This window comes from Klebsiella huaxiensis, from assembly GCF_003261575.2.
Classification (GTDB): domain Bacteria; phylum Pseudomonadota; class Gammaproteobacteria; order Enterobacterales; family Enterobacteriaceae; genus Klebsiella; species Klebsiella huaxiensis.
Map to the genome: position 1 here is coordinate 25,216 of NZ_CP036176.1, position 24,586 is coordinate 49,801.

At 49.8% G+C, this 24,586-nt stretch carries 32 protein-coding genes and 5 pseudogenes; 27 read left to right on the forward strand and 10 right to left on the reverse strand.

Annotated features, from left to right (window positions below; all coding sequences use genetic code 11):
• Positions 1-168: 168 nt before the first annotated feature.
• Positions 169-618: a copper resistance protein gene (locus DA718_RS29680; protein WP_112216749.1), complete on the reverse strand. Its 450-nt coding sequence runs from the start codon at positions 616-618 to the stop codon at positions 169-171.
• Between the two features lie 234 nt (positions 619-852).
• On the opposite strand from DA718_RS29680, the gene pcoA reads away from it, so the two are divergent.
• The 7 genes from pcoA to DA718_RS29715 all read left to right on the forward strand — a co-directional run bounded on the left by pcoA (position 853) and on the right by DA718_RS29715 (position 7,702).
• Positions 853-2,670, forward strand: a complete 1,818-nt coding sequence (gene pcoA, locus DA718_RS29685; RefSeq protein ID WP_112216750.1) for a multicopper oxidase PcoA — start codon at positions 853-855, stop codon at positions 2,668-2,670.
• A gap of 5 nt (positions 2,671-2,675) precedes the next feature.
• Positions 2,676-3,566, forward strand: coding sequence for a copper resistance outer membrane transporter PcoB (pcoB, locus tag DA718_RS29690; RefSeq protein ID WP_009654310.1), 891 nt, complete (start codon positions 2,676-2,678; stop codon positions 3,564-3,566).
• A 39-nt stretch (positions 3,567-3,605) separates the two neighbouring features.
• The gene (gene pcoC, locus DA718_RS29695; RefSeq protein ID WP_009654298.1) at positions 3,606-3,986 is read left to right on the forward strand and encodes a copper resistance system metallochaperone PcoC; all 381 of its coding nucleotides are present in this window, start codon (positions 3,606-3,608) and stop codon (positions 3,984-3,986) included.
• 55 nt (positions 3,987-4,041) lie between these two features.
• Positions 4,042-4,920 (forward strand): copper resistance inner membrane protein PcoD, encoded by an 879-nt coding sequence (gene pcoD, locus DA718_RS29700; protein ID WP_080821469.1) that lies wholly within the window; start codon positions 4,042-4,044, stop codon positions 4,918-4,920.
• 54 nt (positions 4,921-4,974) lie between these two features.
• A complete protein-coding gene (gene pcoR, locus DA718_RS29705) occupies positions 4,975-5,655 on the forward strand; it encodes a copper response regulator transcription factor PcoR (protein ID WP_001188930.1) in 681 nt (226 codons plus the stop codon).
• Positions 5,652-7,052: a copper resistance membrane spanning protein PcoS gene (gene pcoS / locus DA718_RS29710; protein WP_009654301.1), complete on the forward strand. Its 1,401-nt coding sequence runs from the start codon at positions 5,652-5,654 to the stop codon at positions 7,050-7,052. Before pcoR ends, pcoS begins: the two co-directional genes overlap by 4 nt.
• Before the next feature lie 215 nt (positions 7,053-7,267).
• The gene (locus DA718_RS29715) at positions 7,268-7,702 is read left to right on the forward strand and encodes a hypothetical protein (protein ID WP_004118347.1); all 435 of its coding nucleotides are present in this window, start codon (positions 7,268-7,270) and stop codon (positions 7,700-7,702) included.
• A gap of 178 nt (positions 7,703-7,880) precedes the next feature.
• Here DA718_RS29715 and DA718_RS30800 read toward each other — a convergent pair.
• The 3 genes and pseudogenes from DA718_RS30800 to DA718_RS29730 all read right to left on the reverse strand — a co-directional run bounded on the left by DA718_RS30800 (position 7,881) and on the right by DA718_RS29730 (position 8,344).
• Positions 7,881-8,043, reverse strand: a pseudogene (locus tag DA718_RS30800) (type II toxin-antitoxin system RelE/ParE family toxin).
• Positions 8,044-8,079: 36 nt separating this feature from the next.
• On the reverse strand, positions 8,080-8,199 hold the full coding sequence (locus DA718_RS30995; RefSeq protein ID WP_009654306.1) for a type II toxin-antitoxin system RelE/ParE family toxin: 120 nt from the start codon (positions 8,197-8,199) through the stop codon (positions 8,080-8,082).
• Positions 8,165-8,344 carry a type II toxin-antitoxin system ParD family antitoxin gene (locus DA718_RS29730; protein ID WP_004118349.1) on the reverse strand — a complete coding sequence of 60 codons (180 nt, stop codon included), beginning with the start codon at positions 8,342-8,344 and terminating at the stop codon, positions 8,165-8,167. Before DA718_RS29730 ends, DA718_RS30995 begins: the two co-directional genes overlap by 35 nt.
• A gap of 286 nt (positions 8,345-8,630) precedes the next feature.
• Between DA718_RS29730 and DA718_RS29735 the strand changes: the two genes are divergently transcribed.
• Entirely contained in the window at positions 8,631-9,212 is a 582-nt protein-coding gene (locus DA718_RS29735) for a hypothetical protein (RefSeq protein ID WP_009654315.1), read from the forward strand.
• 155 nt (positions 9,213-9,367) lie between these two features.
• Positions 9,368-10,369: an Abi family protein gene (locus tag DA718_RS29740; protein WP_009654304.1), complete on the forward strand. Its 1,002-nt coding sequence runs from the start codon at positions 9,368-9,370 to the stop codon at positions 10,367-10,369.
• Positions 10,370-10,507: 138 nt separating this feature from the next.
• Here the strand turns inward: DA718_RS29740 and DA718_RS29745 are convergent, their stop codons facing one another.
• A complete protein-coding gene (locus DA718_RS29745; RefSeq protein ID WP_223862240.1) occupies positions 10,508-11,092 on the reverse strand; it encodes a hypothetical protein in 585 nt (194 codons plus the stop codon).
• A 283-nt stretch (positions 11,093-11,375) separates the two neighbouring features.
• On the opposite strand from DA718_RS29745, the gene DA718_RS29750 reads away from it, so the two are divergent.
• The 13 genes from DA718_RS29750 to DA718_RS29805 all read left to right on the forward strand — a co-directional run bounded on the left by DA718_RS29750 (position 11,376) and on the right by DA718_RS29805 (position 18,526).
• Positions 11,376-11,639 carry a hypothetical protein gene (locus DA718_RS29750; RefSeq protein ID WP_009310051.1) on the forward strand — a complete coding sequence of 88 codons (264 nt, stop codon included), beginning with the start codon at positions 11,376-11,378 and terminating at the stop codon, positions 11,637-11,639.
• Positions 11,636-12,202, forward strand: coding sequence for a hypothetical protein (locus DA718_RS29755; protein ID WP_009654312.1), 567 nt, complete (start codon positions 11,636-11,638; stop codon positions 12,200-12,202). The genes DA718_RS29750 and DA718_RS29755 overlap by 4 nt, the downstream gene beginning before the upstream one ends.
• A 30-nt stretch (positions 12,203-12,232) precedes the next feature.
• On the forward strand, positions 12,233-12,727 hold the full coding sequence (locus tag DA718_RS29760) for a hypothetical protein (protein ID WP_013023776.1): 495 nt from the start codon (positions 12,233-12,235) through the stop codon (positions 12,725-12,727).
• A gap of 43 nt (positions 12,728-12,770) precedes the next feature.
• Positions 12,771-13,139 (forward strand): hypothetical protein, encoded by a 369-nt coding sequence (locus DA718_RS29765; RefSeq protein ID WP_042946273.1) that lies wholly within the window; start codon positions 12,771-12,773, stop codon positions 13,137-13,139.
• A gap of 30 nt (positions 13,140-13,169) precedes the next feature.
• The gene (locus tag DA718_RS29770) at positions 13,170-13,373 is read left to right on the forward strand and encodes an HHA domain-containing protein (protein WP_004098931.1); all 204 of its coding nucleotides are present in this window, start codon (positions 13,170-13,172) and stop codon (positions 13,371-13,373) included.
• 48 nt (positions 13,374-13,421) lie between these two features.
• Entirely contained in the window at positions 13,422-13,679 is a 258-nt protein-coding gene (locus DA718_RS29775) for a hypothetical protein (protein WP_004098928.1), read from the forward strand.
• A gap of 216 nt (positions 13,680-13,895) precedes the next feature.
• On the forward strand, positions 13,896-14,876 hold the full coding sequence (locus DA718_RS29780; protein WP_016947617.1) for an IS5-like element ISKpn26 family transposase: 981 nt from the start codon (positions 13,896-13,898) through the stop codon (positions 14,874-14,876).
• Positions 14,858-15,040 (forward strand): hypothetical protein, encoded by a 183-nt coding sequence (locus tag DA718_RS31000; RefSeq protein ID WP_108468061.1) that lies wholly within the window; start codon positions 14,858-14,860, stop codon positions 15,038-15,040. Before DA718_RS29780 ends, DA718_RS31000 begins: the two co-directional genes overlap by 19 nt.
• On the forward strand, positions 15,000-15,209 hold the full coding sequence (locus DA718_RS29785) for a hypothetical protein (protein ID WP_104897472.1): 210 nt from the start codon (positions 15,000-15,002) through the stop codon (positions 15,207-15,209). The genes DA718_RS31000 and DA718_RS29785 overlap by 41 nt, the downstream gene beginning before the upstream one ends.
• 175 nt (positions 15,210-15,384) lie before the next feature.
• Complete coding sequence (locus tag DA718_RS29790; RefSeq protein ID WP_004098921.1) at positions 15,385-15,651, forward strand: type II toxin-antitoxin system TacA family antitoxin; 267 nt, start codon at positions 15,385-15,387, stop codon at positions 15,649-15,651.
• Positions 15,639-16,121 carry a GNAT family N-acetyltransferase gene (locus DA718_RS29795; protein ID WP_004098919.1) on the forward strand — a complete coding sequence of 161 codons (483 nt, stop codon included), beginning with the start codon at positions 15,639-15,641 and terminating at the stop codon, positions 16,119-16,121. The genes DA718_RS29790 and DA718_RS29795 overlap by 13 nt, the downstream gene beginning before the upstream one ends.
• A 208-nt stretch (positions 16,122-16,329) precedes the next feature.
• Complete coding sequence (locus DA718_RS29800; RefSeq protein ID WP_077255298.1) at positions 16,330-17,676, forward strand: ISNCY family transposase; 1,347 nt, start codon at positions 16,330-16,332, stop codon at positions 17,674-17,676.
• A 58-nt stretch (positions 17,677-17,734) separates the two neighbouring features.
• Positions 17,735-18,526: a tetratricopeptide repeat protein gene (locus DA718_RS29805; protein WP_112217421.1), complete on the forward strand. Its 792-nt coding sequence runs from the start codon at positions 17,735-17,737 to the stop codon at positions 18,524-18,526.
• Positions 18,527-18,566: 40 nt separating this feature from the next.
• On the opposite strand, the pseudogene DA718_RS29810 reads toward DA718_RS29805, so the two are convergent.
• Positions 18,567-19,334 (reverse strand): annotated as a pseudogene (locus tag DA718_RS29810) (macro domain-containing protein); the annotation flags it as partial.
• 4 nt (positions 19,335-19,338) lie between these two features.
• On the opposite strand from DA718_RS29810, the pseudogene DA718_RS31115 reads away from it, so the two are divergent.
• Together DA718_RS31115 and DA718_RS31120 are read left to right on the forward strand one after the other, a co-directional pair.
• Positions 19,339-19,689 (forward strand): annotated as a pseudogene (locus DA718_RS31115) (integrase core domain-containing protein); the annotation flags it as partial.
• A 30-nt stretch (positions 19,690-19,719) separates the two neighbouring features.
• A pseudogene (locus tag DA718_RS31120) lies at positions 19,720-20,058 on the forward strand (IS5/IS1182 family transposase); the annotation flags it as partial.
• A 45-nt stretch (positions 20,059-20,103) separates the two neighbouring features.
• Here DA718_RS31120 and DA718_RS29825 read toward each other — a convergent pair.
• The 4 genes and pseudogenes from DA718_RS29825 to cadR all read right to left on the reverse strand — a co-directional run bounded on the left by DA718_RS29825 (position 20,104) and on the right by cadR (position 21,765).
• Positions 20,104-20,295, reverse strand: a complete 192-nt coding sequence (locus DA718_RS29825) for a hypothetical protein (protein WP_127074617.1) — start codon at positions 20,293-20,295, stop codon at positions 20,104-20,106.
• Positions 20,292-20,453: a hypothetical protein gene (locus tag DA718_RS30555; protein WP_003032086.1), complete on the reverse strand. Its 162-nt coding sequence runs from the start codon at positions 20,451-20,453 to the stop codon at positions 20,292-20,294. The genes DA718_RS29825 and DA718_RS30555 overlap by 4 nt, the downstream gene beginning before the upstream one ends.
• Before the next feature lie 71 nt (positions 20,454-20,524).
• Positions 20,525-20,849: pseudogene (locus tag DA718_RS29830) on the reverse strand (integrase core domain-containing protein); the annotation flags it as partial.
• A 508-nt stretch (positions 20,850-21,357) separates the two neighbouring features.
• Positions 21,358-21,765, reverse strand: a complete 408-nt coding sequence (gene cadR / locus DA718_RS29835; protein ID WP_004364961.1) for a Cd(II)/Pb(II)-responsive transcriptional regulator — start codon at positions 21,763-21,765, stop codon at positions 21,358-21,360.
• Between the two features lie 95 nt (positions 21,766-21,860).
• Here cadR and DA718_RS29840 point away from each other — a divergent pair, with 95 nt between their 5' ends.
• From DA718_RS29840 to DA718_RS29850, 3 genes are read left to right on the forward strand one after another with little or no spacing between them, the layout of a single operon-like run.
• On the forward strand, positions 21,861-22,757 hold the full coding sequence (locus DA718_RS29840; RefSeq protein ID WP_004364974.1) for a cation efflux transmembrane domain-containing protein: 897 nt from the start codon (positions 21,861-21,863) through the stop codon (positions 22,755-22,757).
• Positions 22,758-22,760: 3 nt separating this feature from the next.
• Positions 22,761-23,273, forward strand: a complete 513-nt coding sequence (lspA, locus tag DA718_RS29845) for a signal peptidase II (protein ID WP_003821921.1) — start codon at positions 22,761-22,763, stop codon at positions 23,271-23,273.
• 21 nt (positions 23,274-23,294) lie between these two features.
• Complete coding sequence (locus DA718_RS29850) at positions 23,295-24,584, forward strand: ISL3-like element ISPpu12 family transposase (RefSeq protein ID WP_004574636.1); 1,290 nt, start codon at positions 23,295-23,297, stop codon at positions 24,582-24,584.
• Positions 24,585-24,586 lie beyond the last annotated feature (2 nt).

The window sequence follows — 24,586 nt, forward strand, 5'->3', positions numbered from 1 at the left end:
TTTCCCGTTTGCTCCTGAAGCTCTGGGAACTGTATGACCAGCCCGACGGTGATGATTAACGGGACTGAAACAGGTTACGGCAGAGCAATATGGGGCTCATGTCCTGCTACGTAACCCGTCAGTAAAGCCCTGCTGCGCACCTGACGCTAAGCACTAACCCGCCTGCAGTTACCTGGTCGAATACAGCCCGCGAAGCTTTCTTGCCTGCGTCTGATGTGCTTCCGCACCGGCATTATTGACCTGCTCATGCACGAGAGCGGCTTTTTCTCCGGCATTCAGTTCGTTAAAAGAAGAAGACGAGGTCTTTGAATTTGCATCACTGCCGGACAGCATTTTTTTATGTTCCTCAATCATTTTCTGATGCGCATAGGACGCGCTGTTGTTCATAAATGAATGAGCAACAATGGCCCTTTCATGTTCATTCATTTCAGAGAATGAGGGCGTGTTGTTTTTATTAACCCTGTCCGGTAAGTTTTCATGCGTCGAGGAGTTCATATGACTGACGGCTGAGGCATTATTAACAAATCGATGTGCTTCATGGGCAATATCACTGGACTGAGCAAAAGCTGCCCCACAAAATAAAGCTGTAAACGCAGTGGTCGTGATTAATATATTCATGTGTAATTACCTTCTGAGGTACATAAAAGATGTCCTTATGATCATATATAAAAATAATCAACCTGTGGGGAAGATGACGTAAATGTAATACAGCTATGTACATTACACGATTGTAATGAATTTGTTTCTTAAGGTGTGCTAGATTCATTTCATTGTAAGTGGATGAACCAGTAATTTAATTTAAATCGGTTCTCGAATTCTGTCAGTAACCATACTTTAAATAAGGGAATGCGCATGCTGTTGAAAACGTCTCGACGAACTTTCCTGAAGGGGTTAACCCTCTCTGGCGTAGCCGGAAGTCTTGGCGTATGGAGTTTCAATGCGCGTTCCAGTCTGAGCCTGCCAGTTGCCGCATCCCTGCAGGGTACTCAGTTTGACCTGACCATTGGTGAAACGGCCGTCAATATCACGGGCAGTGAGCGTCAGGCCAAAACAATCAATGGAGGCCTGCCGGGGCCCGTTCTTCGCTGGAAAGAAGGTGACACCATTACCCTGAAGGTCAAAAACCGTCTTAATGAACAGACGTCCATTCACTGGCACGGCATTATTCTTCCGGCCAATATGGATGGTGTTCCGGGGCTGAGTTTTATGGGCATAGAGCCTGATGATACCTACGTTTACACCTTTAAGGTTAAGCAGAACGGGACTTACTGGTACCACAGCCATTCCGGTCTGCAGGAACAGGAGGGGGTATACGGTGCCATTATCATCGATGCCAGGGAGCCAGAACCGTTTGCTTACGATCGTGAGCATGTGGTCATGTTGTCTGACTGGACCGATGAAAATCCTCACAGCCTGCTGAAAAAATTAAAAAAACAGTCGGATTACTACAATTTCAATAAACCAACCGTTGGCTCTTTTTTCCGCGACGTGAATACCAGGGGGCTGTCAGCCACCATTGCCGATCGGAAAATGTGGGCTGAAATGAAAATGAATCCGACTGACCTCGCGGATGTCAGTGGCTACACCTACACCTATCTCATGAACGGGCAGGCCCCGCTGAAAAACTGGACCGGACTGTTCCGTCCCGGTGAAAAGATACGCTTACGGTTTATCAACGGCTCGGCAATGACCTATTTCGATATCCGTATCCCCGGGCTGAAAATGACGGTCGTGGCTGCAGATGGCCAGTATGTAAACCCGGTTACCGTTGACGAATTCAGGATTGCCGTTGCCGAAACCTATGATGTCATTGTGGAGCCTCAGGGTGAGGCCTATACCATCTTCGCACAATCCATGGACAGGACCGGTTACGCTCGAGGGACACTGGCCACGAGAGAGGGGTTAAGTGCTGCCGTTCCCCCCCTCGATCCCCGTCCTCTGTTGACCATGGAAGATATGGGTATGGGGGGAATGGGACATGATATGGCAGGAATGGACCACAGCCAGATGGGAGGCATGGATAACAGCGGAGAGATGATGTCTATGGACGGTGCTGACCTTCCGGATAGCGGGACATCCTCCGCGCCCATGGATCACAGCAGCATGGCCGGTATGGATCATTCCCGGATGGCCGGAATGCCGGGTATGCAAAGTCATCCTGCGTCAGAAACGGATAACCCACTGGTTGATATGCAGGCGATGAGCGTCTCTCCGAAATTAAATGATCCGGGTATTGGTCTTCGAAATAACGGAAGAAAGGTTCTCACGTACGCGGATTTGAAAAGCCGCTTTGAGGATCCTGACGGACGTGAACCTGGCCGTACCATAGAACTGCATTTAACCGGCCACATGGAAAAGTTTGCCTGGTCATTTAACGGAATCAAGTTTTCAGATACCGCACCGGTGCTGCTGAAATACGGTGAGCGGCTCAGGATCACGCTGATCAACGATACCATGATGACTCACCCCATTCACCTGCATGGTATGTGGAGCGATCTGGAAGATGAAAACGGTAATTTCATGGTTCGTAAACACACAATAGATGTTCCCCCTGGTACAAAACGCAGTTACAGAGTGACAGCAGATGCGCTTGGCCGCTGGGCGTATCACTGCCATTTGCTCTATCACATGGAAATGGGAATGTTTCGTGAAGTCCGGGTGGAGGAATGATGCGAATGAAGAGAAATTTGAAGGCCATACCTGTTCTGGTCGCCGGTTTGTTTACCTCACAGCTTTCTATTGCGGCGGGCTCCGTCTCTGCAGATACCCACGCCGGGCACGACATGTCTGCCATGCAGATGCCAGCAGATGAGAATTTCACTGAGATGACGTCAATGGAGCCCATTGTAACTGAGAGCAGAACGCCAATTCCGCCTGTTACCGATGCCGACCGGAAGGCTGCATTCGGCAATTTACAGGGGCATGCGATTCACGACAGTGCGATTAATTATCTGGTTCTGCTGGATCAACTGGAATGGCAACGGTCGGATAACACCAACAATTTCAGCTGGAGTGTTAACAGCTGGATTGGAGGCGACACAGATCGGATTTGGCTAAAGAGTGAAGGTGAACGAAGCAATGGGGAAACGGAGGCGGCTGAAGCGCAGTTACTCTGGGGACATGCGGTTGGCCCATGGTGGGATTTGGTTGCGGGTGTCAGGCAGGATTTCAGACCTGCTTCTGCCCGGACCTGGGCTGCTGTCGGTTTTCAGGGGCTGGCACTCTATAATTTTGAGTCTGAAATTACGGGTTTTGTCAGTAATGGCGGAAAAGCAGCCCTTCGTCTGGGAGGAGAATACGACGTTTTACTGACTAACCGGCTCATACTCCAGCCATCCTATGAGGTGAATTTCTACAGTCAGGATGATGAATCGCGGGGTCGCGGCAGGGGACTGACTGACACAGAGCTGGGGCTCCGGCTGCGCTATGAAATACGCCGTGAGTTTGCACCCTATATAGGCGTTTCCTGGAATCAACTTTACGGGAAAACATCCGATATGGCGAAAAGAGAAGGTGAGAAAGACCATCAGGTAGTATTCCTGGCGGGAGCCAGAATCTGGTTTTAACGCACTGATATAAAACACTCAACTAAACAGGTAAATAAAATGTCGATTTTAAATAAAGCCATTCTTACAGGTGGCCTCGTTATGGGCGTTGCTTTCTCTGCTATGGCCCATCCGGAATTAAAAAGCTCTGTGCCACAGGCTGATTCAGCCGTAGCGGCCCCGGAAAAGATTCAGCTTAATTTCTCGGAAAATCTGACCGTGAAATTCTCAGGTGCAAAATTAACGATGACGGGTATGAAAGGCATGTCATCACATTCTCCGATGCCGGTCGCGGCAAAAGTGGCGCCAGGCGCTGACCCTAAATCGATGGTCATTATTCCGCGAGAGCCTTTACCCGCTGGCACTTATCGTGTTGACTGGCGCGCGGTTTCTTCAGATACGCACCCTATTACCGGTAATTACATCTTTACAGTGAAGTAATATTATGAACGACCTGATTATGATTGTTATTCGTTTTCTTCTTTATCTGGATTTGATGGTAATATTTGGATTGCCATTTTTTCAGATATATGGAATAAGTGGTGTCAGACATGAAACCTATAACCTGACTAATTTCAGGTCGTTTATAACCTTTGCTGTTGTTACAGGCATCATTCTTACTGGCATTAATATGCTCCTGGTATCTAATGCCATGAGTGGAGTAACTGACCTCAGAGAATTATCCATCCATGTTATCGAGATGGTGATAGAAGAAACTGATGTGGGTATTAGCTGGATTGTCAGGCTCTGTGCCCTGTTTACCACACTCGGTGCTTTGTTCCTTTACACTAATAAGAGAGTATTGTCCTGCCTGCTGATGACGATGAGTGGGGGCGTGGCGCTGGCTACACTTGCCTGGGGAGGACACGCCGTTATGCATGACGGTCTGCATTACTATCTCCATTTACTGAGCGATCTGACCCATCTCGGCGCTGCAGGTGCCTGGACAGGTGCTCTGGTTGCATTTGCTATCCTGCTGATGCGCAGAAACGAGCATAATGCACAGAGCGTCATTGTGATATCTGACTCCCTGGCAAAATTTGCCACGGCAGGAACGGTGATTGTTGTAGCCCTGATCCTGAGTGCGCTGGTCAACTATCTGTATATTGCTGAGGGTAACTTAACTCCCTTATTCAACAGTTCCTGGGGGAGGATATTGCTTGCCAAGACGGCTCTGTTTGTTCTGATGCTTCTTCTGGCTGCAGCAAACCGGTTTCACCTGGGTCCCCGGCTTGAAGTTATGGTCAGGGAAGGGAATTATGATCGCAGCGTTGCCCTGATGCGAAACAGCATCCTGACAGAATTCGTTGTTGCGATTATCATTCTGGGCGCCGTAGCGTGGCTTGGAATGCTTGCTCCGTCTCAGATCAGCTAGGGGACAGCCAAAGCTCATGCGTGAGATTTTTACTTTCATATCAGCGAGTTGACCATGCAGCGTATTTTAATCGTTGAAGACGAACAAAAAACAGGTCGTTACCTGCAGCAGGGACTGGTTGAGGAAGGCTATCAGGCCGATCTCTTTAATAATGGCCGCGATGGTCTCGGGGCCGCGTCGAAGGGACAGTATGATTTGATAATACTGGACGTGATGCTGCCTTTCCTCGACGGGTGGCAAATCATCAGCGCACTGAGGGAGTCCGGGCACGAAGAACCGGTCCTGTTTTTAACCGCAAAGGACAACGTGCGGGACAAAGTGAAAGGACTGGAGCTTGGCGCAGATGACTACCTGATTAAGCCCTTTGATTTTACGGAGCTGGTTGCACGTGTAAGAACCCTACTGCGCCGGGCACGCTCGCAGGCCGCAACAGTCTGCACCATCGCCGATATGACCGTTGATATGGTGCGCCGGACCGTGATCCGTTCGGGGAAGAAGATCCATCTCACCGGTAAAGAATACGTTCTGCTTGAGTTGCTGCTGCAACGCACCGGAGAAGTGTTACCCAGGAGTCTTATCTCGTCCCTGGTCTGGAACATGAATTTTGACAGTGATACGAATGTGATTGATGTCGCCGTGAGACGTCTGAGAAGTAAAATTGATGATGACTTTGAGCCAAAACTGATCCATACCGTTCGCGGTGCCGGATATGTCCTGGAGATCAGAGAAGAGTGAGGTTCAAAATTTCCCTGACCACACGCCTGAGCCTGATTTTTTCTGCGGTGATGCTTACGGTATGGTGGTTATCAAGTTTTATCCTGATTAGCACCCTGAATGGCTATTTCGATAATCAGGACCGCGATTTTCTGACAGGTAAACTTCAGCTCACCGAAGAGTTTCTTAAAACAGAGACGTTCCGGAACAAAACGGATATTAAGTCATTATCAGAAAAAATAAACGATGCGATGGTAGGGCACAATGGTTTATTCATTTCTATAAAAAACATGGAAAATGAAAAAATTGTTGAACTCTATGCCAAAAATTCTGTTGTTCCAGCGGTCCTGCTTAATAAGTCGGGTGATATTCTCGACTATATGATCCAGACGGAAGAAAATAACACCGTGTACCGCAGTATCTCGCGGCGGGTTGCCGTGACGCCGGAACAGGGTAAAAGCAAACATGTCATCATTACGGTTGCCACGGATACTGGGTATCACACCCTGTTTATGGACAAACTCAGTACCTGGCTGTTCTGGTTCAATATCGGTCTGGTCTTTATTTCTGTTTTTCTGGGCTGGCTGACCACACGTATTGGTCTGAAACCGTTACGGGAAATGACCAGTCTGGCTTCCTCCATGACTGTACACAGCCTGGATCAGCGTCTAAATCCCGATCTGGCTCCGCCGGAAATCTCTGAGACCATGCAGGAGTTCAATAATATGTTTGATCGCCTGGAGGGGGCATTCCGGAAACTGTCAGATTTCTCGTCTGACATCGCGCATGAGCTGCGCACACCAGTCAGTAATCTGATGATGCAGACGCAGTTTGCACTGGCTAAGGAAAGGGATGTTTCGCATTACCGCGAAATTTTATTCGCTAACCTGGAAGAACTGAAAAGGTTGTCACGAATGACCAGTGACATGCTTTTTCTGGCACGTTCAGAGCATGGTCTGCTGCGGCTGGATAAACATGATGTGGATCTGGCAGCCGAACTGAATGAATTACGTGAGTTGTTCGAGCCCCTGGCAGACGAAACAGGAAAGACAATCACGGTTGAAGGAGAGGGCGTTGTTACCGGAGACAGCGATATGCTGCGCCGTGCTTTCAGTAACCTGCTTTCCAATGCAATCAAGTATTCTCCCGATAACACCTGTACAGCGATACACCTTGAGCGTGACAGTGACTGTGTGAACGTGATGATTACGAATACGATGTCCGGCCAGGTTCCCGCTAATCTGGAACGTTTGTTTGACCGGTTCTATCGCGCAGACTCATCAAGGTTCTACAACACGGAAGGCGCGGGGCTGGGATTATCAATTACAAGGTCGATCATTCATGCTCACGGCGGCGAGCTGTCAGCAGAACAGCAGGGGCGGGAAATTGTGTTCAGTGTGCGTCTGTTAATGGATTAATACCGTTATTCAGGAGAAACCCGGAAGGTGACAAAAATGTCATCGTTCAGTCACGCGATAAACAGAGGCGGTTTTTTATAATCAGCCATAAATCAGGACAGCGTGATAATTCAATCGCCCGGTTCCTGGCGTGATGATCAACCAGCCCTGAGATCAAATGCTTTCTCTGTTATAAGCATTGATTGTTCGGGTATGAAAACACCGGAGACCCAACCATGAAAAAGATCCTTGTATCCTTTATTGCCATGATGGCTGTCGCTTCATCTGCCTGGGCTGCAGAGACAATGAACATGCATGACCAGGTAAATAATGCCCAGGCGCCTGCCCATCAGATGCAATCATCCGCTGAAAAAAGTGCAGTTCAGGGGGAGAGCATGAAAATGATGGATATGAGCGGTCACGATCAGGCCGCAATGTCCCATGAAATGATGCAAAACGGCAATTCTGCCGCCCATCAGGACATGGCTGAAATGCATAAAAAAATGATGAAAGCCAAACCTGAGAACACCCAAGAAACTGCTAAGCCATTTTCCGAAATGAGCGAGCATGAGAAAGCCGCTGTTGTGCATGAGAAGGCGAATAATGGCCAGTCTTCCGTTATTCATCAGCAACAGGCGGAAAAGCATCGCAGCCAGATCACCCAGAATTAACCCGCAGCTCCACTTGTCAGACCCTCATTTGACGCCGAAGTCACTGGCTTACGCTCCCGTCCGGGAGCGTTTTTTTTATAAGCGAAATGAATAATAATGAAAGAGTCCATACACAATGTTTTTTTGGTCATATCGACCTCACAATTAACTTATATTGTTTGAGAATCCTGTTCCCCGGTCATCTCCAGGGTGCATGTCGCGCCGTATCCTGAGACTGGCTGAGAATACGAATGACCGTAACCATAGAATGTGATGATACAAAATAGATCGTATGCCGGTTCTACCGGCAGTGTGCAGATATCGTCTCCCAGCTCTGCACAATGCGTGCCGATATCATGCATGGCCAGCACATCAAATACTGCAGCTATACGACCGATCTATGCATCCGCCTGAACAACCCCGATCTGTCTGAAGCTGAAGTCCCAGATGGCCTCCAGATCCTCTTCTGCTTTGGGTGTCAGCTCAATCTCTTTCATTTGCCACCCTGGCCCTGACATTCCTCAGGAATGCATTCTTGTTCCATGGTTTCGCCTCGCCGCTGCTGATCCCTTCGGCCAGCAGATCGCGCAGTTCCTGAAGTCTGGATTCAGCCTGCTTTTCATGCAGCTCATCACCCACGTCCACCGTCATCGTACGAGCCATAACCCCTCCATATCTTAATGTAAGATTTATTCTTACATCATTAAATCAGCTTACTACGCTGCTTCCATCTCCGGCATTTTTTCAAAACAGCCCTGCTGCAGTCTGGAGATCCGACTTTGCCTTTTTTCGGATCTGTGCAAAATGAAGAGAGTGACGCTGGAATCATAACTTATCATATGCATCAAATTCATCCTGAAAAATGCAGATATAAAATATTGCATCACATTTACGCGTGTGAGATGCTGATATCAGAATGCAGTCAGTAGTCGTTAACAGGGTGCCCGTAATGAAAGATGCCAAATCAAAAGACCTCTCTGAGTTGTTTAACACCATTACGGTGCGTAATGTGCCAGCTGATGTGGATGAAGCTATCACGCGGCAGGCTAAAGCCGCCGGCAAATCAAAGAGTGATTTTGTGCAGGAGTTTCTGACGGCAACATTTGGCGATCTGATCGGCAATTTCATCCGCACCAGTGAACTGGTTGCCCTGATGGACCAGGAAATGGCGAGGATGGCCGGAACAGTACTGAGCGAGCATGTTTATGATCTGGAGATGACTCAGGCCGGCCACCGGGAGTTCTGCCGTATTCTCGGGATAAAAAACAACGATGATTTGCAGCGCATTATGCTCGCGGGGATGCCATACCTTCAGATCCGCGCCGGACAGCTGAGAGGGATTGACAGCCTGGCAAGGGGGAACTCCCTGTATGCCGCACTGCTGGTCAACGGGGCGTCCCGGGATGAAGAGACGGTACAGGCGCTTCACCGGTCACTTTTTAATATGTTCCCGGAAACTGTTTTTCAGGAAATGATTAATGAACTGCGAAAGGCAATGCGCATGGACGCTTTTGAATGGTCGCTTATCTGAGACAGATATAAACGAGAAAAGCCACCCCGAGGGATGGCTTTTCCGGTACTAACTTTAACGCACGGGTCCGAAGAAATCCGCGCCTTGATGGGATAAATCTACCAGTTACTGGTACGCCCGTCAACCTGACCCTCAGTTTAGCCCGGGAGGGCTGTATGCAGCTGGAAGACTATATCTCGGCCGGGCGGCTGAACATTTACACTGACGTGCTGAAGCTGAAACCTGGTGAAGAACTGGGCGGGTATAACTGGAACAAAGCCGTTTCCGCCGCCATGCAGCCGCTGATGCACTGCCTTGAGGTGACGCTGCGTAACGCCATCGATTACAGTATTCGCCATGCCCGGCTGCCCGGCGCTGCCGGACACTGGCGAACCGATACCAACTGGATCTTTGATTTACCCCGCTATATCGGTGACAAGACCTGGATACGCCAGAACAAGCGCTACAAAACCGATGCCCGTGGCCAGAAGCTCATGCATCACGGGAAACCGGTGTATGACCGGACAGCCTGGGAAGAAGACTGTATCCGTAAGGTGTCAAAACGTATCCGTGCTGCGGGCAAGGCGCCGACGGCAGAGCGGGTGATCTCCGGTCTGGACTTTGGTTTCTGGACCAATTTTCTCACGAAAAACTACGATGAACCGCGGAACCGCTCGCTCCTGTGGCCCCAGTTGCTTCCGTCGGTGTTCCCCGGCGCCCCGGCCGGCACCCCCCGTCACGTGCTGGAAAAGAAATTTACCCGTATCCGTGACTTGCGTAACCGCCTGGCGCACCATGAAGCAGTCTGGAAATTCCAGGAGGAAGATCCGGTTACCGGTGCGCCGGATTACAACCGCCCGGTATATGGTCTTCAGGCGTCCCTGCAGCTGTTGCGTCGGGCATGGAAAGATATGCTGGAGGCTCTCAGCTGGCTCAGTCCTGCAAGGCATGCTGCGTTTCTGGCAGAAGGTCATCATCTGCGTTTCGAGGCACTGGCCACGCACGATGGTTTGCTGAGTTTCACCGGACGGGCACAGCTGATGCACGACCTGAACGTGCGGCGCAGTAAAGAGATCAGAAAATTATTGCGGGGGCTCGGACAGCAAAAAATCATCCGCCTGACCAGCCGTACCCGGATCATTGCCATTATTGGTCCCGATTTTATCCGTACCCTCTGACCTTTCCCCTCCCTTGTGGCAGGGGATTCTTCACAAAACACTGAAAGCTGAACGGCTTCCGTTGCCATTTTCAGCAGGACATGAGGCACGTCCCACTTGCTTTCCGCATAGCCAGACATGCCATGCTGACGCAAAGCGTTAGTCGCTCATCCACTGAAACGTAAGTTGCTTATTAATGGCAGATACATCATCCGGCATAGCCAGAAAATAAAAATGAGGTGTTCCAGACCGCTTCAGTACCTCATAACGATGGGTCCCGTCCCCGAAATGAAATCCACCATCTTCGTGCACAGATAACAGGACCGGTGAAACAGGCCATCCTTTTGCGATATGCAGTATGGCCTTTCCGAGTTTCGGGTTGGTAATTTCCACCCAGAGGCTGGAATCTGTCAGTCGAAAGAAGGAATTAATAAGCGGGTCAAAATCAGCAAAAGAGGCTTTCCCCAGCACCAGAGAACTGAGATCAATTTGTTCACAGTCAGCAGGCTGCAATACCCGTGGACCAGGAAGGTAAATCGAATGTCTGCGCCCCGGAACAGACAGATCCCAGTTAATGTCTGTCTGTCCTGCCGTTGGCCATCTGTCCGGAGACAACCCCTCCAGGGCATCAATCTCATCATCTGAAATCCGGAACAATTCTTCCTGGTGATCGCCTTTAAACATTAAACTCAACGCTTCGGCCCACATATCGCGAGCTTCATTGTTCTGGTCTGTCATTGCCATGTTCTCCTGTACTAAGAAGGCCACATTGTGCGCCTTTTCACGCTCTGGAGCCTAATACAGGCATGTGATAATCCTTGCTTCCTACTTAGCCAGAAACCGGATCTGCGCGGCGGGAAACGCGCAAAGGATATGATAATCAAACCAAACACATAAAATCATACTGAATGTGATATTTAGCATTAAACACACAATAATATCTGATATGATATTTGAATTATTAGTAAGAAATCATACATGATATGATTTTTAACCTAACCGGACATGTTCAGACGGAGCGAGCAGGATGGATGAGAAAGAAGTGAATTTTTCACTCAGCTATGAGCAGCTGACCCGGATAGCGGAAGAGCGTATCCGTGAATGCAATCTGGACAGCCAGGGCGCGATTTACATCAGCGAGTCAGCCAAGGCCGGTGCCGTGCTGAGCTATTGGTATGAACTGGCCATAAATGGCTATGCCTCAGTGAATGCCATAAAGAGACAAGAGCTCATAGACGCCGATCACCTGCGCCTCAGACAACTCATCTGGCCGGAGGCGGACAAGCAATGACTCAGGCGCGCCGACCATCGCCGCTGCAGCGGCGGGTGCTGATTGTGCTGGCCGCCCTCGATGCGAAACGTCCGGGGCCGGTGGCGACGCGGGATATCGAGCGGGTGCTGGAGCAGGGCGGGGATGCCCCGGTGTACGGGCCGAACCTGCGCGCCTCCTGCCGGCGCATGGAAGCCGCGGGCTGGCTGCGCACCCTGCGCGCCCCGAACCTGCAGCTGGCCGTCGAGCTGACGGAGGCCGGTCGCGGCATTGCAGAACCGCTCTTCCAGGCAGAACGCGAGGCTGAAACGGCACGACAACGACTGACAGACGTCCGGCGTCTGCCGTTACGCCAGACGGCTGCCGGTGACGCGGTGGAGCTGCAGCTGGGTGACGGTCATTACTCCCTGCGGGAAGCGGCCTACGTGATCCGTCTGGACGGTACCACCTGCCTGCAGCTGACGGATGCCGGCGGCATACGCCGGATAAAAGAGGGCGATCCCCTGCAGGTGGCCAGCTGGTATCAGACCTGTTTTGATGCAGGCCTGCCGGTCACCGTCCAGGTGAATGAGAGCCGGGACTGATAGCCACCACACAAGGAATATGAGCATAAAATGAAAGTCACTGAACCCGGGCTGAATAAGCTGATCGATAACCTGAACACCCTGATTTGCGAGGACAGCCTGCTCACGCGCCAGGAGCGTGAAACGCTGGTACTGGCCGTCGCCGCTATCGGCGCCATGAAAGCGCGCGTCGGCTTGAAAAAAGGCGATGCGCCGACCGTTGCCAGACGGGAAAAAAGGGAGAAAAAAGACCGCCAGCCTGATCCGCGTTTTCCGCGAGCCGGTCATCCCTGGCAGGAAGACGAAAAAACCTTACTGAGTGATGCGCTCGATTCGGTACCGGACGAAGAGATTGGCAGGCATCTGTTCTGGCTTTCCGAGAAACTGGGCAGAACGCCTTTCAGTGTTGCTTTCCAGATCGCGGCAATCAGGGAGCTGCAGGACGGCTGGGAGGAGCAGTTCAGGGAGATTTCGGATAACATTCGCTTGTCCGGCCTGAGCATCAGTGATTATCTTAAGCAGAACGGCACGGACCTGAACGCCTGAATGCCATTTTCGTTACAGACAAATTATATAACTGAGGGCAGTGATGAAAACAGCGGTATGGGTGGTGGTGTATTTCGCGATGTGTTTTCTGCTTTTCACAGGATGGATGTTCGCCTTTGCGCAGTATGCGCCCTATAACGGGCAGGAACACGCGTTTTCTCTGACGTATCTGCTTAATTTATTTTTTCTTCATGTTGTGATGGTACCTTACTACGAGTTTATTCAGACTGAAACATACAGCAATGCATTAATGAGTATGGCAGATGAATCCGGTCAGATGATACGTTTTCATCACGTAGTGCCTGTTCTCTGGATATATAGTCTGTCCGCACTCTTAACTTTTGCGGTTTACATTACATATGCAAAATGGTTCACTCATAACCGACTGAAAGAAAAGCATCTTCCAGAATGATATTACCGGGACACCTCAGGATATAAATTAATGACGAAACAGGAATGGATTTTACGACTACGCCGCTGTACATCACAGGAAACTCTGGAAAGGATAATAGAAAAAAATAAATATTCCCTGACGGATGACGAACTTGAGCATTTTAATGCCGCAGTGGATCACCGGCTGGCGGAAATGGCAATGGGGAAGTTTTATGATAAAATACCTGCAGGCGTCTGGAAATATGTTAAATAATACAGCCAGCATCAGTCTGTTCGCAGTTATCTCACCTGGAGCGCAATCATGAATATGATATTTGAACTGATTGGATTGTTACTGGTAGTCGGATGCGCATTCTTCACCACTTTTTTCTTAGCCGCAGTAGCAGGCACTATGGTAGTTATTCTTGGATGGGGAATTTCTATTGTCACCCCGAAGGTGGTTACCTGTACTAATGATTGCATCACTACTGTTTTTGATGCCAAACCCTTTGGCTGGCTTCTGATTGTGTTTTCATTAACCATGATGTTCTTTATTATCAGGGGTATGATTAAACGTTAGATTGCCTTTAGTGTGTAGTTAAATCATCATCACAACAGCGTTAATCTGAAACTGATATTGCCGGAGGGGATCATCATGACGGGAAGAGGCATTAACACAGTACGTATCGGTGATGAAGTGAAGCACATCGCCGAGCTCGATGCACTAAGGAAGGTGCGAACAAGTTCCTGATATGAGATCATCATATTCATCCGGAGCGCATCCCAGAGGGACATCATGAGCCATCAACTCACCTTCGCCGATAGTGAATTCAGCACTAAGCGCCGTCAGACCCGAAAAGAGATTTTCCTCTCCCGCATGGAGCAGATTCTGCCATGGCAGAATATGACCGCTGTCATCGAGCCGTTTTATCCCAAGGCGGGCAATGGCCGACGGCCCTATCCGCTGGAGACCATGCTGCGTATTCACTGCATGCAGCATTGGTACAACCTGAGCGACGGTGCCATGGAAGATGCCCTGTACGAAATCGCCTCCATGCGCCTGTTTGCCCGATTATCCCTGGATAGCGCCCTGCCGGATCGCACCACCATCATGAATTTCCGCCACCTGCTCGAGCAGCATCAACTGGCCCGTCAATTGTTCAAGACCATCAATCGCTGGCTGGCCGAAGCAGGCGTCATGATGACCCAAGGCACTTTGGTGGATGCCACCATCATTGAGGCACCCAGCTCTACCAAGAACAATGAGCAGCAACGCGATCCGGAGATGCATCAGACCAAGAAAGGCAATCAGTGGCACTTTGGCATGAAGGCCCACATTGGTGTCGATGCCAAGAGTGGCCTGACCCACAGCCTGGTCACCACCGCGGCCAACGAGCATGACCTCAATCAGCTGGGTAATCTGCTTCATGGAGAGGAGCAATTTGTCTCAGCCGATGCCGGCTACCAAGGAGCGCCACAGCGCGAGGAGCTGGCCGAGGTGGATGTGGACTGGCTGATCGCCGAGCGTCCCGGCAGGGTAAAAACCTTGAAGCAGCATCCGCGCAAGAACAAAACGGCCATCAACATCGAATACATGAAAGCCAGCATCCGTGCCAGGGTGGAGCACCCGTTTCGCATCATCAAGCGGCAGTTCGGCTTCGTGAAAGCCAGATACAAGGGGCTGCTGAAAAACGATAACCAACTGGCGATGTTATTCACCCTGGCCAACCTGTTTCGGGTGGACCAAATGATACGTCAGTGGGAGAGATCTCAGTAAAAACCGGAAATAACGCCAGAAATGGTGGAAAAAATAGCCTAAATAGGCTGATTCGATGTGTTTGCGGGAAAAAAATCGGCCCAGATCCGCGAAATTTTAATCAGCGAGTCAGCTTGGGAAGAAATGACCTGCTTATTCGCACCTTCCCTAACACTCATGCATGAATGGTCAAAGCTTAAAAAAGAAAATGCAGACCTGTATGACTATAACCGTCAGGTTAACCGGGGGTGGCGCGGTTTTATTCTTCGCCTGATGGGTATCCATTTGCCTGAAAAAAAACGTGTTTGTCTTTATGGCATTAATGCCAGAAAAGAATCCATCTATCCCGACTGAAGCCGTGCTGGCAGTGATAGTGAGCAGGCCATTGCAGAAGAAGAGCTGTAATTTGACGCTTAGTTGCTGATATTTAACATAAAACGCATTATCGACACTTTGAGATGTGTAGCATTTGCTATACGTTCGTGTTGTGTTATTCTTGTATACCAATTGCTATACAGGAGAGGTGTGTATGAAATCAGATGTTCAACTCAACCTAAGAGCTAAAGAGTCTCAGAGAGCACTCATCGATGCCGCTGCAGAGATCCTTCATAAATCGCGAACCGACTTTATCCTAGAGATTGCCTGCAAGGCTGCGGAGAATGTGATCCTTGATCGCCGTGTTTTCAATTTTAACGACGAACAGTATGCAGAGTTCATCGATATGCTCGATGCACCAGTCGAGGATGATTCCGCCATTAATAAACTACTGGCAAGGAAACCTCAGTGGGACGTATAACCGCGCCCGAGCCGTTATCCAGCGCTCATCAGCTGGCTGAGTTCGTCAGTGGAGAGACAGTCCTCGATGAATGGCTAAAACAGAGAGGTTTAAAAAATCAAGCTCTTGGCGCTGCCCGAACGTTCGTTGTTTGCAAGAAGGGTACGAAGAAAGTAGCTGGTTTTTACTCTTTGGCCACCGGTAGCGTTAACCATACGGAAGCTACAGGCAGTCTTCGGCGTAACATGCCAGATCCTATACCGGTGATTATACTCGCTCGCCTGGCGGTAGATGTCTCATTGCACGGAAAAGGGGTTGGTGCCGATTTACTCCACGATGCAGTTCTACGGTGTTATCGCGTAGCTGAGAACATTGGCGTTCGTGCGATAATGGTTCATGCGCTTACTGAAGAAGCCAAAGGTTTCTATGCTCACCATGGATTTAAGGCATCACAAACTCATGAGAGGACTCTGTTTCTAAAGCTTCCATGACTGGTTGCTGGAGTGGGAAAGTAGCAGGCCACTGCCTCAACATATTGATTTTTATTTCGTTTATTATTGAATTTAACATAATCTTTGTTATGCGCACCTGTATTGTTATAACCATTTAGTAATGTCACTTTTTATCCAGATAGAAATGTCACCTTAGAGTAAGCTAAACTGAATGCAATTCTAAGGGACTCAACGCATGTTGGTGACCATGTCAGATAAAGAGATCCACCGTTTACCGGTGATACAGGCAGTTTGTGAAAAGCGTCTGCGCCGTCGTGATGCAGCATCACAGCTTGGCATTTCAGAACGTCAGGCGCAACGGCTTATTAATCGTTACCGGGTTTCAGGTGCTGAAGGACTTGTCAGCCGCAAACGCGGTAAACCCAGCAACCGTCGGCTGACCGAATCTCTCAAAATGCGTGTACTCACGCTGATACGTGAAAACTACAGTGACTTTAGACCCACACTGGCCGCAGAAAAGCTCAGAGAGCGCCATAATATCCGGCTTTCAATCGAGACCGTCCGCAACTGGATGACGTCTGACGGAATCTGGATCCCACATGCCCGACGCAAGTCACGGGTTTATCAACCCCGGCATCGACGTGATTGCCTGGGGGAACTGATCCAGATCGACGGCTCCCACCATGACTGGTTTGAAGGCCGTGCACCAAAATGCTGCCTGCTGGTCTTTATCGATGATGCCACCGGCCGTCTGATGCATTTGCGGTTCAGCGAATCAGAAACAGCCTTTGACTACATGCTGGCTACCCGGGAATACATTGAGCAGCATGGGAAGCCGGTATCACTGTACAGTGACAAACACGCAATATTTCGCGTCAGTGGTCCAGAGAATCGCAATACCACTGTTACCCAGTTCGGACGTGTGCTTTATGACCTGGCAATCGAGCTTATCTGTGCCAACAGCTCTGAAGCTAAAGGCCGCGTGGAACGTGCGAATCAGACTCTTCAGGATCGACTGATCAAAGAAATGCGTCTGGAAGGTATTACCGGCATTGAGGCAGCAAATGCCTGGCTTGCCACTTTCATTGCAGACTTTAACCGCCGATTCTCACGTCCGGCCAGGTTCCCCAAAGATTTACATCGTCCGGTGCAGGAAAGCCCCGATGAATTAAGAGACATCTTTGCCTGGCATGATGTTCGTACCGTGTCGAAATCACTGACCTTCCAGTACGATAAGATCCTTTATCTCATGGACCCAACAGAAGAAAATAGCCGTCTTGCCGGTGAAAAAATTAAAGTACTGGATTATCCCGATGGCACCCTCGCCTTCCACTATGGGCACCGGAGCCTTAAGTGCCAGGCATTTGATAAGCTGGCCTGTGTCGACCAGGGGCAGATTGTTGATAACAAACGTCTCGGGACAGTACTCAGACTGGCTCAGGTAAAGCAGGATGAGCGGGAAAGCGAAGGTAAACGGGAACGAAGCAAAAAATCGCCCAGCCGTAAGGCTCAGGTGCGCGTCCAGGAACAGCTCCGGGCTATCAATCCCGTTCTGGTAGACCCGAGCTTGTTTGTGGCAAGTTCAAAGCGATAGAATCGACCATCAGTGCTGCAAAGTACCGGAACAGTGAGCACCCAAAAGGATACTTGAGATGATTAAATTCCCGACTAAAAAACGCGTTGATTTGTATAAAAATGCTGTCAGTTCTGAGCAATTACATCTGGATCTGGCTGCGGCTCAGGAGTTCATGTTTGATGCCTGGGAAACTGATGACCTGGACGTTGTGCTGAAACTCATCAGAAAAGCTATCAAGAAATCCCCGCTCTGTGCTGACGCATACTCATTCTACTGCGAGATATCTCAAGAACCTCCTGAGTCAAAAATTGGGAATCTGGAGACGGCTTTGTACGCAGCCAGCATTGCTCTTGGCGAGGATTTTCAGGAGTTCGCAGGACGTTTCTGGGGATTTGTCGAAACACGTCCATATATGAGAGCAAAAGCAGCTTTGGCTGATGCCTTATGGGAGTCCGGTAATTTCTACCCAGCCATGGCTCATTGCCGCGAAATGCTCAAGCTCAACCCGAACGACAACCAGGGGATTCGCCATTTATTAACTGGTTATTATCTCGAAATGGAAATGGTGGATGAGCTGACCTTACTACTGGATGATTATTCAGAAGATGTGCGCCCGTATCTCCAGTATACACGCGCCCTCCTCGCCTACAGACAGTCATCCCCTGATGCCGATGATATCGCTAGAACTGCGATTGATTCTAATAAACACATTCCCGGCTTGTTATCAAAGTGCAGATTGCAACCTAAGTCTAACAGTGGATATATTACGTTAGGTGGAATGGACGAGGCCATTGATTATGTCAATAGCAATATAAAACCATGGATTCGTACTTCTGGTGCAATTGAATGGATTGTCAATCGCATTTAAATGATGAAGGCCATTGCTTAGGCCTCCATCATTAATTTAACTACAAGCCATTTCTTGCAGTCTTTAATTCTAAAAGATTGACTTTATCAATCTTCCCTTCATGGATCATTATTGTCAATTTCGCAGGGTGTTTAAATCGCATCTCGCTTATCCTAAAAGTCCAAAGCATGATCTTTAGGAGATCTTGCTCATCGATAATTTTATGACCTTTAATTCTGGTGAGCCCGGACCCAAAGATTGGTACAGAAACGCTTTTCTGAGCGTAAACACGATTCACTTTGTCCCAAAAATTTATTAAAAACCCAAGATACTCGGGCATGGTGAGATACGCTTCATTGTGTCTGTTGAATTTAGATAGCGCGGTAAGTATGTAATCATGGTAGACGCATATGGTACCAATCTCAAATTTTTGTTTTTTACCTTCAGGCCGATCCGCATTGATTTCTTTTATTTCATCCGAATCAAATCGATAATTTTCTATATATGCATCTAATTCACTAACAGAGCAATCACAGTATTCTCTAATGAATTTACCATTAAGGCTGGCTTGAGCAATGATTCGTTCATCAACTTGAGTGTCAAAGTATTCATTAAAAGCTATAACTTTCAAACCTTCCTGCTTAAAGATATCCCCTGTTTTAATAACAACTGTACTTTCCTCTATAGTCAGATTGATTTCCCTCAAGCCATTTGCTCTGAACCACAACCAAAGATAGCCGACGAAAAGCACTAGGATACAAGCTATGCCCGCTGCAATTTTTTGCTTTGCAGGAATATCAACAAAAATAACTACGGCACCAATAAAACCAAATGAGAGTGTAGAAAAGCGCTTTGGAAATACGCTTTACCTGCCACACGCAGTTGAGTGGCTGACTGATAACGGCAGTTGCTACATAGCGGACGCCACAAGGACGTTCGCTGCCTCACTCGGGTTCATCGTGTGTACGACGCCGGTGCGTAGTCCGGAGAGCAATGAGATGGCTGAATCGTTCGTGAAAACGTTCAAGCGTGACTACGTGTATGTGAATGACCTGCCGGATGCGGTGACCGTAATGGAAAAACTGACGGAATGGATGGAAGACTATAATAACTGGCATCCTCATAAAGGGCTGAAAATGCAGTCACCAAGAGAGTACAGAAGTTCGCTACTAGCTATAAATTAGCCGTGTCCGTTTTAGCGGGGGCAACTCCATTACGATACCCGGCTATGTCACGATGAACTGCGGCGTAAGAAAATCAGCGCGCTTATCCCTCCCCGAAAAGGTGCGGGTTACTGGCCCGGTGAATATGCAGACCGTAACCGTGCAGTGGCTAATCAGCGAATGACCGGGAGTAATGCGCGGTGGAAATGGACAACAGATTACAACCGTCGCTCGATAGCGGAAACGGCGATGTACCGGGTAAAACAGCTGTTCGGGGGTTCACTGACGCTGCGTGACTACGATGGTCAGGTTGCGGAGGCTATGGCCCTGGTACGAGCGCTGAACAAAATGACGAAAGCAGGTATGCCTGAAAGCGTGCGTATTGCCTGAAAACACAACCCGCTACGGGGGAGACTTACCCGAAATCTGATTTATTCAACAAAGCCGTGCAAATGCTGTAACACCGGCTCCGACAGCAACTCCCGCCGTTGCAGTCCCTTTACCAACGTGCGATGTGCGATATTCCTCCTCTAGTTTTTCGACAACATTGTCGAACTCAACAATTTCTGCTTTTAGTTCACTCCAGGATTTATCGAATTCTTTTGGTTTATTTGCCAGTTGACTCACATAGTTTTCGACGTGTGTAATAAGTTTTCACTGCATTTCTGACGCAAAAGGAATAGATTTGTAATCTCTTCCTGCGTCCCTTTTGCCTGAATCTCATAACGGTCAGTTGCTTTTTTAAGTTTTGATAAAGCGGTTTCTCTTTCGGATCCACGTAACATTTTTTACTCCTGCTGTATGTCGTGAAATTATTCCTATATTTGACCCTATATATCCAGATATTTTTACTCTCTTACGATTGCGATAGATTTCTGTGTATATATTCCTGTGTTGACTGATATCCCAGAGCACTATGCGGATGACGTTTGTTGTAATGAATGAACGCCACTGCCGAATTCATCACCGCAGCCTGGCTGTCCGGATTCGACATGATTCCGATGTAGTCCCGTTTTATCATCTTCACGAAGCTTTCTGCTATTTCGTTGATTTCCGGGCTGCTCACCACTGTTGTGCATGGCTCAAGATTCAACTCTCTGACGAACTGCGAACTTCCGCGTTTCATGTGCAGTATACGCTGAACCATTATCCGTCAGCCACTGCACCGGTATGTCCGGTAACCTGTACGCGACGATAACCGTAACTCGGCATGTCACTGATGATATTGAGGATGTCAGACTGTATCCCTGCGTCAACTTCGTCATTACGCCGGGTACAGCATCTGCCCTGTCAGACGGCTGAATGGTTACCATGTTGGTGGGCTACGTAGGAGACATTCATACCCCTACTCCATCGTCTGCTGGATAATGGCGATTTTCTCCTGATGAGTCTGACACTTACGGGCTTATTGCCCTAACAAGATCTCGGTCACCTCAGAATTAGCACCTGTGTTACACATATATTCAACCTTATCTCTTATCTGGAGATACAACTACTGTCTGTTTAAGGGACTACATCACTGTCCGCTATCATCACTATTGGTAGACCAGGGATGTTTATATTAAAAGATTATTCATTCCAAATACCTATAAAGAAAATTCGGGGTAAGCGGATTAAATGGTTGATCTTACCTTTGCATGAGAGTGAGACAGACCGGCATCTCATCGGATTATCTGGTTGATGCTTCACCTACTGCTGGTGCATGTTTCCTTCGCTAATTCCAGCAAGAACCCCACACGCCTCAACTTCCCGGTCATCGTTGCAACTCGCTCTCAGTGAAACGAGTTGTTTCTCAAGCGCTTGCAGAGCGGTTATCTGCGACCGCACATGAGAGATGTGATCATCGAGCAAGGCGTTGACGGCGGTACAAGGCTGATGAGGGTCGTCCTGATAGCTCTGTAGTTCGTGAATCTCAGCCAGTGACAGGCCCAGGATTCTGCAGCGACGGATGAAGGCCAGCCCCTCACCATGCTTCTCGGTATAGACACGGTAACCGTTGTCCTGCCGATCAGGCGGCGGCAACAAGCCCTGCTGTTCATAGAAGCGGATCGTCTGTGTTTCGACCCCTACCAACTGCGCCAACTGACCAATGCGCATCAGCCTCCTCCCCAACGGATTCTTTACTCTATTGACCTTATAGTAGCTTTATAGTTTAAAATGGTACCACAACATTGTTCAAGTGGAGTCGTATCATGAGCAAATCCTGTGGTGGCGCCTGTGGCGGTGATGCAACGTCCGCAGCGGATACCGATATACAGGCCTCCTCCGAGGCGCCAGGGAGATGGGTCAGTGTTTATGCCGTGCCGAAGATGGACTGTCCATCAGAAGAACGAATGATTCGCCTAGCCCTGAACGGCTTTGAGGAGATTCGGGCGCTGTCCTTCGACTTGTCGAACCGCCGGCTGAAGGTCGTGCATGACGGCGAGGTCGAGCCCGTCACCTCGAAACTGAAGACCTTGGGGCTAGGCGCCTCGCTTCAGGAAACCGTCGCTGCAAATCCGGAGACCATCAAGGCCGCCGAGTTTTCGGCAGCTTCTGCTAAGCAAGAATCCGGGACCCTGCGCTGGTTGCTCGGCATCAATGCACTTCTGTTCGTGGTGGAAATGACTGCCGGTCTGATCGCCCGGTCCACCGGCCTGATTGGAGAATCCCTGGACAATTTTGCCGATGCGGCGGTGTACGGGCTTGCCCTTTATGCGGTTGGACATAGCGTGAAAATGCAGGTACGTGCCGCGCATCTTGCTGGTGTACTGCAACTGATCTTGGCTGTGGGCGTGCTCGTAGAGGTGGTGAGACGCTTTGTATTCGGTAGTGAGCCTGAATCGCTGGTGATGATGGCTATCGCATTCGTCGCATTGATTGCCAATACCAGTTGTCTGCTGCTCATATCCAAACATCGGGAAGGCGGGGCGCACATGAAGGCAAGCTGGATATTCTCGGCCAACGACGTGGTGATCAACCTGGGGGTCATCACCGCCGGCGCCCTGGTCGCGTGGACCGGTTCCAATTATCCGGATCTGATTATCGGCACCATCGCGGGGGGCATTGTACTTAACGGTGCCAGACGCATTTTGGCGTTGAAGGGTTAAATAATGCTCATTATTGGCAAAAAGCTCTCGCCGTATGCCCTATTGTCCATATCGGGCCTGCTGGCAGCGTCTGATCAGGCTGTAAAGTGGCTGGTGCAGCAATCAATGGCCTATGGCGAGTATGTTTCGGTGACCCCGTTCTTTAACTGGGTGCACCTATGGAACACCGGTGCCGCATTCAGTCTTTTTGCGAATGGTGGAGGCTGGCAGCGCTACTTTTTTATCGGAATCGCGGTAGTGGTCTCGATTTTTCTGATCAAGCTGATCCTTGAAAATCGTCATAAAGGAGAAGCCATCGCTTACAGTCTTATCCTCGGTGGCGCCATGGGCAACCTGATTGACCGGGTCTTTCGCGGCTATGTTGTGGATTCCTTTGATTTCTATTGGCGAGACTGGCATTGGCCGGCCTTCAACCTGGCTGATATTGCAATTGTCCTCGGTGCCTTACTTTTCGTTTCCAGCAGCTTGTTGGGTAAAAAAGCAAACACCAATGCCGAGTCGGATGGATCTGACTGACACCTACGCCTATACAACACCATGACCGAACTTCCCGACAACATCCTTCACCTGCCGCAATACCAAGTACTGGGCTGCAAATCAACCGACGACGAAATGCACTTCCAGGTGGACGTGCCCGATCCCATCGCCTGCGAGGAATGCGGCGTGCAGGGTGAGTTCGTACGGTTCGGCAAGCGTGACGTTCCCTATCGTGATCTGCCCATCCACGGCAAGCGGGTCACTCTCTGGGTGGTCCGCCGCCGATACACCTGCCGGGCCTGCAAGACAACATTCAGGCCCCAGCTACCGGAGATGGTGGACGGATTCCGTATGACACTGCGGCTGCATGAGTACGTGGAGAAGGAATCCTTCAACCACCCCTACACCTTTGTGGCGGCACAGACCGGCCTGGACGAGAAGACGGTGCGCGACATCTTCAACGCCCGCGCCGAGTTCCTGGGGCGCTGGCACCGCTTCGAGACGCCCCGCATCCTGGGCATTGACGAGCTATACCTGAACAAGCGCTACCGCTGCATTCTGACCAACATTGAGGAGCGAACCCTGCTCGACCTGCTGGCCACCCGCCGCCAGGACGTGGTGACCAACTACCTGATGAAGCTGAAAGACCGGCAGAAGGTCGAGATCGTCAGCATGGACATGTGGAACCCCTACCGGGCAGCGGTCAAGGCTGTGCTGCCCCAGGCCCGTATCGTGGTCGATAAGTTCCATGTGGTGCGCATGGCCAACGATGCCCTAGAGAGAGTGCGCAAGGGCCTCAGAAAGGAGCTGAAACCGTCCCAGAGCCGGACTCTCAAGGGAGACCGGAAAATCCTGCTGAAACGCGCTCACGAAGTCTCAGACCGGGAGCGCCTCATCATGGAGACCTGGACAGGCGCGTTCCCGCAACTGCTGGCCGCCTACGAGCACAAGGAGCGCTTCTACGGCATCTGGGACGCCACCACACGGCTCCAGGCAGAAGCCGCCCTGGACGAGTGGATAGCCACCATCCCGAAGGGCCAAAAGGAAGTCTGGAGCGATCTGGTCAGGGCAGTGGGAAACTGGCGCGAAGAGACCATGACCTACTTCGAGACGGACATGCCCGTCACCAACGCTTACACGGAGTCCATCAACCGACTGGCCAAGGACAAGAACCGTGAAGGGCGCGGTTACTCCTTCGAGGTGATGCGGGCACGAATGCTCTACACCACGAAGCACAAGAAGAAGGCACCGACTGCGAAGGTCTCTCCTTTCTACAAGAAAACCATCGGTTACGGACTGCCGGACTTCGCAGAGGAACTCAACTACGGAGTCGATCTATCAACCATCTGAGG

What these genes read in the sequence shown, in the direction of transcription:
- DA718_RS29680 (WP_112216749.1), bottom strand. Translation starts at nt 618, where the DNA reads ATGAATATATTAATCACGACCACTGCGTTTACAGCTTTATTTTGTGGG.
- pcoA (WP_112216750.1), top strand. Translation starts at nt 853, where the DNA reads ATGCTGTTGAAAACGTCTCGACGAACTTTCCTGAAGGGGTTAACCCTC.
- pcoB (WP_009654310.1), top strand. Translation starts at nt 2,676, where the DNA reads ATGAAGAGAAATTTGAAGGCCATACCTGTTCTGGTCGCCGGTTTGTTT.
- pcoC (WP_009654298.1), top strand. Translation starts at nt 3,606, where the DNA reads ATGTCGATTTTAAATAAAGCCATTCTTACAGGTGGCCTCGTTATGGGC.
- pcoD (WP_080821469.1), top strand. Translation starts at nt 4,042, where the DNA reads ATGGTAATATTTGGATTGCCATTTTTTCAGATATATGGAATAAGTGGT.
- pcoR (WP_001188930.1), top strand. Translation starts at nt 4,975, where the DNA reads ATGCAGCGTATTTTAATCGTTGAAGACGAACAAAAAACAGGTCGTTAC.
- DA718_RS29715 (WP_004118347.1), top strand. Translation starts at nt 7,268, where the DNA reads ATGAAAAAGATCCTTGTATCCTTTATTGCCATGATGGCTGTCGCTTCA.
- DA718_RS30995 (WP_009654306.1), bottom strand. Translation starts at nt 8,199, where the DNA reads ATGTCAGGGCCAGGGTGGCAAATGAAAGAGATTGAGCTGACACCCAAA.
- DA718_RS29730 (WP_004118349.1), bottom strand. Translation starts at nt 8,344, where the DNA reads ATGGCTCGTACGATGACGGTGGACGTGGGTGATGAGCTGCATGAAAAG.
- DA718_RS29735 (WP_009654315.1), top strand. Translation starts at nt 8,631, where the DNA reads ATGAAAGATGCCAAATCAAAAGACCTCTCTGAGTTGTTTAACACCATT.
- DA718_RS29740 (WP_009654304.1), top strand. Translation starts at nt 9,368, where the DNA reads ATGCAGCTGGAAGACTATATCTCGGCCGGGCGGCTGAACATTTACACT.
- DA718_RS29745 (WP_223862240.1), bottom strand. Translation starts at nt 11,092, where the DNA reads ATGGCAATGACAGACCAGAACAATGAAGCTCGCGATATGTGGGCCGAA.
- DA718_RS29750 (WP_009310051.1), top strand. Translation starts at nt 11,376, where the DNA reads ATGGATGAGAAAGAAGTGAATTTTTCACTCAGCTATGAGCAGCTGACC.
- DA718_RS29755 (WP_009654312.1), top strand. Translation starts at nt 11,636, where the DNA reads ATGACTCAGGCGCGCCGACCATCGCCGCTGCAGCGGCGGGTGCTGATT.
- DA718_RS29760 (WP_013023776.1), top strand. Translation starts at nt 12,233, where the DNA reads ATGAAAGTCACTGAACCCGGGCTGAATAAGCTGATCGATAACCTGAAC.
- DA718_RS29765 (WP_042946273.1), top strand. Translation starts at nt 12,771, where the DNA reads ATGAAAACAGCGGTATGGGTGGTGGTGTATTTCGCGATGTGTTTTCTG.
- DA718_RS29770 (WP_004098931.1), top strand. Translation starts at nt 13,170, where the DNA reads ATGACGAAACAGGAATGGATTTTACGACTACGCCGCTGTACATCACAG.
- DA718_RS29775 (WP_004098928.1), top strand. Translation starts at nt 13,422, where the DNA reads ATGAATATGATATTTGAACTGATTGGATTGTTACTGGTAGTCGGATGC.
- DA718_RS29780 (WP_016947617.1), top strand. Translation starts at nt 13,896, where the DNA reads ATGAGCCATCAACTCACCTTCGCCGATAGTGAATTCAGCACTAAGCGC.
- DA718_RS29785 (WP_104897472.1), top strand. Translation starts at nt 15,000, where the DNA reads ATGACCTGCTTATTCGCACCTTCCCTAACACTCATGCATGAATGGTCA.
- DA718_RS29790 (WP_004098921.1), top strand. Translation starts at nt 15,385, where the DNA reads ATGAAATCAGATGTTCAACTCAACCTAAGAGCTAAAGAGTCTCAGAGA.
- DA718_RS29800 (WP_077255298.1), top strand. Translation starts at nt 16,330, where the DNA reads ATGTCAGATAAAGAGATCCACCGTTTACCGGTGATACAGGCAGTTTGT.
- DA718_RS29805 (WP_112217421.1), top strand. Translation starts at nt 17,735, where the DNA reads ATGATTAAATTCCCGACTAAAAAACGCGTTGATTTGTATAAAAATGCT.
- DA718_RS30555 (WP_003032086.1), bottom strand. Translation starts at nt 20,453, where the DNA reads ATGTTACGTGGATCCGAAAGAGAAACCGCTTTATCAAAACTTAAAAAA.
- cadR (WP_004364961.1), bottom strand. Translation starts at nt 21,765, where the DNA reads ATGCGCATTGGTCAGTTGGCGCAGTTGGTAGGGGTCGAAACACAGACG.
- DA718_RS29840 (WP_004364974.1), top strand. Translation starts at nt 21,861, where the DNA reads ATGAGCAAATCCTGTGGTGGCGCCTGTGGCGGTGATGCAACGTCCGCA.
- lspA (WP_003821921.1), top strand. Translation starts at nt 22,761, where the DNA reads ATGCTCATTATTGGCAAAAAGCTCTCGCCGTATGCCCTATTGTCCATA.
- DA718_RS29850 (WP_004574636.1), top strand. Translation starts at nt 23,295, where the DNA reads ATGACCGAACTTCCCGACAACATCCTTCACCTGCCGCAATACCAAGTA.